Annotated in this window: 12 protein-coding genes and 3 pseudogenes; 8 read left to right on the forward strand and 7 right to left on the reverse strand. The window is 71.6% G+C overall.

From position 1 onward, the window contains the following. Positions 1-10: 10 nt before the first annotated feature. On the reverse strand, positions 11-1,168 hold the full coding sequence (locus ABT238_RS24345; protein WP_350788385.1) for a serine hydrolase domain-containing protein: 1,158 nt from the start codon (positions 1,166-1,168) through the stop codon (positions 11-13). 263 nt (positions 1,169-1,431) lie between these two features. Here ABT238_RS24345 and ABT238_RS24350 point away from each other — a divergent pair, with 263 nt between their 5' ends. Further along, the gene (locus tag ABT238_RS24350) at positions 1,432-1,956 is read left to right on the forward strand and encodes a P-loop nucleotide/nucleoside kinase family protein (protein ID WP_350564337.1); all 525 of its coding nucleotides are present in this window, start codon (positions 1,432-1,434) and stop codon (positions 1,954-1,956) included. Between the two features lie 23 nt (positions 1,957-1,979). On the opposite strand, the pseudogene ABT238_RS24355 reads toward ABT238_RS24350, so the two are convergent. The 3 genes and pseudogenes from ABT238_RS24355 to ABT238_RS24365 form a co-directional block, all read right to left on the reverse strand. Beyond that, positions 1,980-2,327 (reverse strand): annotated as a pseudogene (locus tag ABT238_RS24355) (serine hydrolase); the annotation flags it as partial. 184 nt (positions 2,328-2,511) lie between these two features. Continuing rightward, a complete protein-coding gene (locus ABT238_RS24360) occupies positions 2,512-2,691 on the reverse strand; it encodes a hypothetical protein (RefSeq protein WP_350564339.1) in 180 nt (59 codons plus the stop codon). Further along, positions 2,681-3,145 (reverse strand): ATP-binding protein, encoded by a 465-nt coding sequence (locus ABT238_RS24365; RefSeq protein WP_350788431.1) that lies wholly within the window; start codon positions 3,143-3,145, stop codon positions 2,681-2,683. Before ABT238_RS24365 ends, ABT238_RS24360 begins: the two co-directional genes overlap by 11 nt. Before the next feature lie 141 nt (positions 3,146-3,286). On the opposite strand from ABT238_RS24365, the gene ABT238_RS24370 reads away from it, so the two are divergent. From ABT238_RS24370 to ABT238_RS24380, 3 genes are all read left to right on the forward strand, one after another. After that, entirely contained in the window at positions 3,287-4,162 is an 876-nt protein-coding gene (locus ABT238_RS24370; RefSeq protein ID WP_350788447.1) for a helix-turn-helix domain-containing protein, read from the forward strand. A 2-nt stretch (positions 4,163-4,164) separates the two neighbouring features. Next, positions 4,165-4,350 carry a DUF397 domain-containing protein gene (locus tag ABT238_RS24375; protein WP_350788460.1) on the forward strand — a complete coding sequence of 62 codons (186 nt, stop codon included), beginning with the start codon at positions 4,165-4,167 and terminating at the stop codon, positions 4,348-4,350. Between the two features lie 62 nt (positions 4,351-4,412). Continuing rightward, positions 4,413-4,598 carry a DUF397 domain-containing protein gene (locus ABT238_RS24380; protein WP_350788472.1) on the forward strand — a complete coding sequence of 62 codons (186 nt, stop codon included), beginning with the start codon at positions 4,413-4,415 and terminating at the stop codon, positions 4,596-4,598. 22 nt (positions 4,599-4,620) lie between these two features. Here the strand turns inward: ABT238_RS24380 and ABT238_RS24385 are convergent, their stop codons facing one another. From ABT238_RS24385 to ABT238_RS24395, 3 genes are read right to left on the reverse strand one after another with little or no spacing between them, the layout of a single operon-like run. Then, positions 4,621-5,469: a helix-turn-helix domain-containing protein gene (locus ABT238_RS24385; protein ID WP_350788496.1), complete on the reverse strand. Its 849-nt coding sequence runs from the start codon at positions 5,467-5,469 to the stop codon at positions 4,621-4,623. 24 nt (positions 5,470-5,493) lie between these two features. After that, entirely contained in the window at positions 5,494-6,018 is a 525-nt protein-coding gene (locus ABT238_RS24390; protein ID WP_350564349.1) for a DUF6879 family protein, read from the reverse strand. Further along, positions 5,990-6,235: a hypothetical protein gene (locus tag ABT238_RS24395; protein WP_350788521.1), complete on the reverse strand. Its 246-nt coding sequence runs from the start codon at positions 6,233-6,235 to the stop codon at positions 5,990-5,992. Before ABT238_RS24395 ends, ABT238_RS24390 begins: the two co-directional genes overlap by 29 nt. 220 nt (positions 6,236-6,455) lie before the next feature. Here ABT238_RS24395 and tgmA point away from each other — a divergent pair, with 220 nt between their 5' ends. The 4 genes and pseudogenes from tgmA (at position 6,456) to ABT238_RS24415 (ending at position 8,885) form a co-directional block, all read left to right on the forward strand. After that, positions 6,456-6,704 carry a putative ATP-grasp-modified RiPP gene (tgmA, locus tag ABT238_RS24400; RefSeq protein WP_350788543.1) on the forward strand — a complete coding sequence of 83 codons (249 nt, stop codon included), beginning with the start codon at positions 6,456-6,458 and terminating at the stop codon, positions 6,702-6,704. A 5-nt stretch (positions 6,705-6,709) separates the two neighbouring features. Next, positions 6,710-7,915, forward strand: a pseudogene (tgmC, locus tag ABT238_RS24405) (ATP-grasp peptide maturase system methyltransferase). A 49-nt stretch (positions 7,916-7,964) separates the two neighbouring features. Beyond that, positions 7,965-8,084, forward strand: a pseudogene (locus ABT238_RS24410) (DUF397 domain-containing protein); the annotation flags it as partial. A gap of 123 nt (positions 8,085-8,207) precedes the next feature. After that, complete coding sequence (locus tag ABT238_RS24415) at positions 8,208-8,885, forward strand: hypothetical protein (RefSeq protein WP_350788559.1); 678 nt, start codon at positions 8,208-8,210, stop codon at positions 8,883-8,885. Positions 8,886-9,040: the final 155 nt, after the last annotated feature.

Genomic DNA, 9,040 nt, shown 5'->3' on the forward strand with positions numbered 1-9,040 from the left:
CCGCAGGCTGTCATCCCCCTGCGGGGGTACCGAACCACCTGTCGTGCTTCATCGCGCACAGCGCCGTGTCCACCGCGGCCTCCAGGTGCCGCGCCGTCGCCTCGTCGTCGGGCTGCACGGTGATCGTGATGCTGGCGGCGCGGCCGTCCTCGGTCGCGCCGCCGCGCGTCTCGTAGCCCGGGATGCTGCCGCCGTGGCCCCAGTACACCCCGCCGCAGGACAGCGGCGTGCTCACCAGCCCCAGCCCGTACCCGGCGCCGGGCGCGAAGGGCTTCCCCGCGTCCACCGTCCGCCGCATCTCGGCGAGTTGGGCGGGCTGGAGCAGGTCCCCGCCGGCCAGCGCGGCGAAGAACCGGTTGAGGTCCGAGGGGGTGGAGACCAGCTGCCCCGCCGCCCACGCCCACGACGGGTCCATGTCCGTGATGTCGATCAGCGGCCCGCCCGCCGACTCCCGGTAGTAGCCGTGCGGGTGGGCCTCGCGGATGGTCGCGTCGCCGGGCGCCGGGAAGTAGGTGTGCCGCAGGCCGAGGTGCCGGACGACGCGCCGCTCGATCTCCTCGGCGAGCGGGCGGTGGGTGACCGCCTCGACGATCAGGCCGGCCAGCACGTAGTTGGTGTTGCTGTACGCCCAGCCCCGCCCCGGCTCGAAGTCGGCCGGGTGGCGCAGCGCGATGTCGACCAGTTCCCGCGGCTGGTAGGGGCGGACGTCGTCGCCGAGGTAGCGGGTGTAGTCGGGCAGTCCGCTGGTGTGCTGGAGGAGCCGGCGGACGGTGATGAGATTGCCGTCGATGCCGTCCCCGCGCACCACGCCCGGCAGGTACTTCTCCACCGGCTCGTCCAGCTCGATCCGCCCCTCGCCGACGAGTTGGAGCACGACGACGGCGGTGAACGTCTTGGTGTTGCTGCCGATCCGCACCTGCCCGTCCCTGGGCACGGCGGCGCCCGTGGCCACGTCCCCGACGCCGGCGGTGTAGCTGCGGGTCCGCTCGTCCCATCCCTTGACCGCCGCCAGCGCCCCGGGCGCGCCGTCCTGGCCCACCAGCGCGTCGAGTTGCCGCTGAACGGCGTCCGGCCGGTGCGCCGCGACGGCGGAGGGGGCGGCGGCGAGGGTTCCGACGGCGACGGCGGCAGCGACGACCGCCTTCCAGCGGAAGGTGTGCGCGTTCATGAGGTGTCTCTCCCACGGTGGTGCGGGTGCTCGGTGATCCCCACGACATCACGCGCCCTGACGCCCCGTCGTCAGCTCACCGGACGACCAAGATCGACTCCTCGTGATCCCGAAGTCCCGTACCACCTCGTCCTGCGGACGTACCTCAGCCGGCCGCCGGGGCCGACGCTTCCCGCCCCCTCCGGCGCTGCTCGCCCCCGGCCGGTGGGCGCGCGCCGACAAAGGGGTGGTCCTCCGGCCGGCTTCCCTGCCAGGATCCGGGTATGACCACGTTGTTCCTGATGGTCGGCCTGCCAGGGGCCGGAAAGACCACGAGGGCTCGACAGCTCGCCGCGGAGCACGGCGCGCTGCGCCTGACGACCGACGACTGGATGATTCCCCTGTTCGACCAGGTGGAGGCGGACGGGAAGCGCGACGTGCTGGAAGGACGCATGCTCTGGCTCGCCTTGGAGGCGGTCAAGCTGAGGACCAACGTCGTCCTGGACTACGGCTGCTGGTCACGGGACGAACGGACCGCGATCCGCCGACTGGTGGAGGCCGAGGGCGCGCGTTTCCACATGGTCTACCTGCCGGTGGACGACGAGACCCAACGCGCCCGCATCGCCCATCGCTGGGCGACCACCCCCGACGAGACGCTGCCTCTGTCGGAGGCGGACATCCTGTACGGGCGGGCGAACTTCGAGGAGCCCGACGCGGCGGAACTGACGGGCCTCAGGACCGCCGACCCACCACCCGGCTGGACGGGCTGGCGCGAGTGGGCCGCCAACCGGTGGCCGTCGTTCGCGTGACCGCCGCGCCGCCGCACGGACCCTACGGCCTGCCGGCGCAGGCCGCGGCGGTCACCAGGTGGCCGAAGGCGGCCTCCGAGGCGGGCAGCCCGGCGGGGTCGTACGGTGGAGATGCCGGCGCCGGAGGGGTCGGCGACGGTCGGGTTGAACAGCGTGATGTCCACCGGGCCCCCGGGCATGGCGGCGTAGGCGCGGGGGTGGTGACCGGGGACGGTCGGGTCGTTCTCCGGCATGGTGGTCCCGCTCAGGCCGAGGGGGCGGATGATCCGGTGCTCGACCTCCTGCTGCCAACTGCGGCCGGTGGTCCTCCCGATGAGCCTGCCGAGCAGGATGGAGCGCGGCGGTGGCACCGCCCGGGGTCCCAGCGTCACGACAGCGGGTCGTCGGACTCAGGTCCACCCCCTCCTCCCCATCAGGTCGCACCTCCCCGACCGGCTGCTACGACCCGAGCAGGGCGCAACCCCGACGGCCCCCGGAGGCGCGACCCCGGTCCCCCCGCCGCCGGGCTTCGAGACCTGTCTCGAAGCCCGGCGGCCACGTCCTACGCCACCGGGATCACCGGGGCGTGGCCGTGATCGTGGAGGTGGGGACGGGGAACGGGACGGGGCGCGGGTGGCGGTCGTGGTGGCGGGTGGTGAGCGGGTAGGCCCACGCCAGCAGGGCGAGGAGCAGCACGAACGGGAGCAGGGTGCAGAGTGCGGCGCTCCCGCCGCTGTCGCGGGGTTCAGCCGGCATCGGTGAGGTCGACCTCGGCCCAGACGGTCTTGGCGTTGGGGTGCCGGGGCAGCGTGCCCCAGCGGTCGGCGAGGGCGTCGATCAGCACCAGGCCCCGGCCGGACTGGGCCTGCGACGTACTGCGGGCGGTCGGGAGGACGGGGAGGACGGGCAGGCGGTCGCCCCGGCAGTCCGAGATCTCGATCCGGAGGGTGGCGCCCCGGCGCACAGTGGTGGTGAGACTGAGGTGCAACTCGAACCCGCGCCCCGGAACGCGCCCATGTCTGATCGCGTTCGAGGCCAGCTCCGCGACGATGATCAGCGCGGAGTGGAAGGGCTCTCCGAACGTGGAATCGACTCCCCAGAGGGAGAGTTGACGTCTCGTTACAGCGCGGCAGAGGCAGGCCCCCTTCGGCGTGGCGGCGAGTGTGATGGTGTGACGGCGGGAGTTGTCGAGCGGAATTTCGGTCGTCATGGAGAAAATCGTGGCGGCCCGGACGTACGCTGACCACGAGTCAGGCGGGCACGGAGGGTGCTTGTCCGGACGCGGAGGGTCGACCGGTCGGGGCGGCTCGGATCATTCGGTCGCAAACACGTGTGAGCAGGGGTGATTCCCATGGTGAGTGGTGTCGAGCGTACGGTCTTCGACGACGGCGAGACGGCGGAGAACTCGGACGGGGTCGCGGAGTTCTACAGCGCCGTGGGCAAGTTGATCAAGATGTTCCGCGAGCGGGCGGGGCTGACGCAGCGCGAACTGGCCGACATCATCGGCTACAGCGAGGACATGATCGGCGCGGTCGAGCGGGGCAAGCGGACGCCGAGGATCGAGATCCTGGCGAAGGTGGACGACGCCGTCAACGCGGGCGGCGTGCTGAAGCTCATCGCGGACGACGTGATGAAGGCGAAGATCCGGATCAGCGAGCGCCATCCGGCGTTCTCCAAGGCCTTCACGGCCGAGGAGTCGAAGGCGATCGAGATCCACGAGTACAGCAGCCTCCACATTCCCGGGCTGCTCCAGACGGAGGCGCACGCGCGGGCGTTGTACGACATGCGGAGGCCGTGGCTCTCCGTCGAGCAGGTCGAGGCGTGGGTGGCCGCGCGGATGGCCCGACAGGACATCCTGAACCGGTGGCCGTTGCCCGTCCTCAGCTGGGTCATCGACGAGAGTGCCCTGCGTCGCCCCCTCGGCGGCTGGGATGTCCACCATGCCCAGCTGCGCCATCTGCTCCAGGTTGCCGAAATTCGCGGAGTGGAGCTGCAGGTCATGCCGCTCGATCGCACGGAGAACGCGGGCATGGGTGGCTCGTTCGCTCTCCTCACGCCGAACGGTCGCCCGCAGATCGCCTACGTCGAGGTGCAGCACGTGAACAGGCTGATCACGGATCCGGAGGAAATCCGTAAGATGGCAGCACGGTACGGCACCCTCAGGGGACAGGCGCTCACCATGAGGGAGTCCCTGGCCTTGATCGAGAAGATTCTGGGAGAGCGGTAGGCATGGCCGAACTCGCGTGGTTCAAGAGCAGCTACAGCAGCAACGAGGGCGCCCAGTGCGTCGAGGTCGCCGAAACCCCCGGCACCGTCCACGTCCGCGACTCCAAGGACAAGTCCGGCCCGCAGCTGGCCTTCGAGCCGGCCGCCTGGCAGGCCTTCGTGGACTTCGCCGCGAACGCTGACGTCTGAAACAGCACCCCACCGACGGCCCGCCGCTTCCCTGCGGCGGGCCGTCGGCGCATCCTGGTCCCATGACCGAGCCGACCTGGTTCAAGAGCAGCCACAGCAGCAACGAGGACGCCGCGTGCGTCGAAGTCGCCGAAACCCCCGGCACCGTCCACGTCCGCGACTCCAAGGACAAGTCCGGCCCCCACCTCACCTTCGAACCCGCCGCCTGGCAGGCCTTCGTGGACTTCGCCGCCGCCACCGAAGCCTGAAGCCTGAAGCCACACTGTCCCGTCATCCCAGGGTGTCGATCGCCGCGGTGATCAGTGCGCGTGCCGCAGTTCCGTGGACGGCGAGTCCGGTGAACCGGGAGAACGCCTGCACGTACAAGGCAAGGTCGCTCGGCGCCGTCACCGTAACCTGGGCCGAGAGCAGTTCCACGCCGACCTGCCCGTCGTCGAACAGGTTGAACGTCTCCGCCGGCCACATGGTGCGGCCGGCGGTGAACGGGATGATGCCGAGGGAGACCGATGGCATCGACATGACCTGGAGCAGGTGGCCGAGTTGTCCGGCCATCACCGCTTCGTCGCCGATTCGGTAACGCAGGACGGATTCCTCGATGACCGCGACGAAGCGGCGCCCGCCCTCGAAGACGACCCGAGAACGGGCCAGGCGGGCTTCGACCGCATCGGCCACGTCGTCCGGCGTCCGGCGCACATCGGCCACCGTGCGGAGCAGGGCGCCGGCGTACTCCCTGGTCTGCAGGGCGCCGGGGACGACTCGGGAGGAGTAGGCCCGGAAGAGGCTGGTGCGGGAGTACAGCGGGACGCGGGCCTGCTGGACCTGCCGAAGGCCGGCACGGGTGATGCGCCTCCACTCGACGTACAGGGAGTCGGCGGCGCGATTGGAGGCGATCAGGTCGTCGGCCTGGCCGTCGGCGCCGCAGGCCTGGCACCAGGCCCGGATGTCGGAGTCACTGGGGGCGACCCTGGCGTGGAGGATGCGGGAGGTCTTGGCGGCGTGCCAGCCGCAGCGGGCGGACAGCTCCCCGCCCTTCAGGCCGGCGTCGCGCATCAGCTCGCCGAGGCGGGCGGCCAACGCGACGCGGACCGCCTGGGCGCTGGAGGACGGGGAGGTCGACATCGGTGCGGTTGTCGCTGGTACGGGTCAGACGGTGAACTTCTCGTGCGGCACGGCCCGCTGCCAGACCGTCTCGAAGGCCGTCGCACATAGCCGGGCAACGGCCGGGTCGTCGTTGAACGACGGGCCGGCGGACTCGCCGTCGCCGGTGAAGTGGTTGAACCGGACCAGCGTGCCGTCGAACAGCCAGAAGTCGTTGCCCGGCAGGGCGATGTCGGATGCCTGCCGCCGGGGCAGCCAGCGGATCTGCTCCCCGGCGGCGATGTTGGTGAAGGTGCCGGAGTGCTCGAACCGGATGTACTCCGATACCGGCTCGGACACGATCCTGGCCCGGCGGACCTCGACGCCGCGGGCGACGGTCTCCTGGATCAGGGTGAGCCACGGCCGCCACCACGAGGCGCGGTCGTTCGGGTCGTGCCGGAATCCGTCCCGCCACGCGGCGAAGGCGTCCGCTTCCTTCACGACGCTGTAGGAGTCGCGCATCTCCAGGTGCACGGCGCTGGACCGAGCGGCGGCCAACTGCTCAGCGAACGTCGGTACCTTCGGCGGCATCGCACGCCTCCCTCAAGATCGGCACCATGCGGGCCGGCAGCCGGACCCCATCCTCTGAGTCGGGGATGCTTCCGGTCTCCCGGCATGCGGTGCGCAGCTCGTCGTCGGCCTTCCAGCCCTGGATGACGATCTCTCCGGCCTCCTCGTCGTACCAGACCGTCGGGCACTCATCGTCTCCCGTGTTGGGGTCGATCCCAATGAACCGTAGCTTCTTCATGTCGGCCCTTCCTCGCGAGTTACGCAGATTCGCCCGACGTTCAACTCGTGCTCTCGGGAGCGAGATTACGCCTGCGGTGCGGACCGGACTCGCAATTCCGCGCAACTTTCTGGCACTGTCCGCAACCGGCCCGCTACGGTCGATCACACCTTGCGGCCGGTGGTTCCGGGATCGCCGGACACCCCGTTCCACGCACCAGCAGCGTGAGAGGAAGGAAGCGATGACCACGAGCACGCTCGCCCCCTGGGGCCTGACCAGGCTCCGCCGCTACCCGTCGGTGACCGTCGAGCCCTACACCGACGTCGTCCTCGACCCGCACACCCAGGTCGCCGTGTTCCTCGACCAGGACGGCCGGGTGGTGGATATGGGCAAGCACGGCACCGCGAAGGGCACCGAGACCAAGCCCGAGTCCACCAACCAGGACTCCCGCAACGACACCGACCACGACCAGGACTCCGAGCAGGACTGATGACGATGACGGGCACGGGACCGGTAGCCGTCGCCACTGCGGCGGACGACATGACCGCCGACATGGTGATCACCGAACTCAACCGGCGCGGCACGGAGGTGATCCGCTTCAACCCCGCCGACATCGGGACCGGCCTGCTGGTCTCCGCCCGCTTCGGCAGCTGCCCGGCCGGCACGGCCGGGCAGCTGCGCACCCCCTCCCGCAACGCCGACCTGACGGGCATCCGCGCCCTGTACTGGCGCCGCCCGGACTGGCCCGCATTCGACCACCTCGATCCGGCCGACGCCCGGTTCGCCGCCGACCAGGCCGCCGAACCGCTCGCCGGCTTCCCCACGTCCTCCTCCACCACTCCCGTCACCGTCGTCGCCATGATCGAAGCCCTCGGCCTCCACGACGGCCACACCGTGCTCGAAATCGGCACCGGCACCGGCTACTCCACCGCGCTCCTGTGTCACCGCCTCGGCGACGACAACGTGACCACCATCGAAGTCGACCCCGACGTGGCGCGGCGCGCCGACGCCGCCCTCGAAGAGGCCGGGCACTCCACCTGGACCGTGACCGGGGACGGCCTCCTCGGCCACCCTCGTCGCGCTCCCTATGACCGGGTGATCGCGACCTGCGCGGTGCGCCGCATCCCCTAGGCCTGGATCCGCCAGACCCGGCCCGGCGGTATCGTGCTCGCCACCGTCGGTTCCTGGGCCTACGGCACCGGCCTGGCCAAGGTCACTGTCAACGACGACGGCACCGCCGAGGGTCGGATCACCGGCCGCAGCTCGTTCATGCCCGCCCGCTCCCAGGCCGCCCGCCCTCTCGACGGCGACCTCGCCGCCCGCGCCGCCTACGCCGACACCGAGCGCCCCACCCCGATCGGTCCGGCCCTCCTCGCCGAATGGATGCCGGCGTTCCTCGCCCAACTCGCCGCCCCCGACGCGCAGCTCGTCCGCGCCGTCGCCGCCGACGGCAGCGCGACGACCTACCTCTTCGATACCGGCCGGGAGTCCTTCGCCGCCCTGGCCGAGACCGACGGCGCGTGGACCGTCCGGCAGGGCGGTCCCGTCGCCCTCTGGGACACGGTCGAGGACGCCATCACCGCCTGGCACGACGCCGGCCGACCCGACATCACCGAGGTCCGCCTCCACGTCACCCCCCGCGCGCACACCTACTGGATCGGGGAGAAGCCCAAGATGCGCTGGGAACACCGCATCGCCTGACCCCCGGAGCCGAGCTTCCCGGCCGGGCAGCACCTCCAGGGTTCCAGGGAGGTCGGCCCCCGGCACCGTCCACGTCCGCGACTCCAAGGACAGGACCGGCCCCCACCTCACCTTCGAGCCCGCCGCATGGCAGGCCTTCATCGACTTCGCCGCCGCCACCGACATCTGAGGCCGGAACTTCGACAACCTCGCGACAGGTTCACCCGTCCCGCTCCCCGGCCGCCGCTTCCCTGGGACCATCGCTGCTGGGCATCGGGGAGGTGCCCGTGGACGGCGATCTGTGGGGGTTGCCTTGAACGTTCGGATCAGGAGGACGAAACTACCGGCCCTGCTCGTCCTGGCGGGACTGGCCACCACCGCTCTCGGCTTCGGCTGGTTCGCCGCCGCCGACATGCGGGTGCACGCCTACCGCTCCGCCCCCGCGTGCGACACGGCGGCGGCACGCGGGCCCGGCACGCACTGCGTGCGGCACGAGCCGGGCCGGGTGACGGCCAAGGCCGTCCACGCCGGCGCCGGTCCAGCCGCCGACAACCCCGAGGCCACGCACACGGTGACCGTGGCGCGCGAGGCGGCTCCCACGCGGAGCTACAAGGTCGGCGCAGCGTTCTACGCGGACGTGGAGATCGGCGCGGCCGTGGACCTGATGATCTTCCGGGGACGGGTGGCCTCGGTCGCTTACCAGGGACATCGCGCCGACAACCCGAACAGGTCGTCCCTCGCGGTCCTCCTCGGGGTGGCGCTCCTGGTCGGCCTGGGATCGACACTCACCTCCCACGGCCTGTCCTGGTCACGGCTCGGCCCGAGCGCGGCCCGCTTCGCCGCCATCGGCGCCGTCGCCGCCGTCCTCGCGTTCTTCGCGGGCTTCGGCCTCATCTGGTCCTCGCTGCCGCCCGCCCTCCTCCTCGGCCTCCCCGCCCTCGCCTGGCTGATCACGATCGCCGCCTTCACGGCCGTCACCTGGAACGACTGACCTTCCCGGTCCACCGGCCCCGCCATGCGGCGTGGGGGGGGGGGGGGGGCCCCCCACCCCCCCCCCCCCCCCCCCCACACCACACCCGCCCCCGCGGGGGGCCGCGACCACGGCCCCCCCCCGGGGCCCCGGGCGGGGGGCGGCGGGGAAGACGG

This window comes from Kitasatospora sp. NPDC001527 (assembly GCF_040298605.1).
Classification (GTDB): Bacteria; Actinomycetota; Actinomycetes; order Streptomycetales; family Streptomycetaceae; genus Kitasatospora.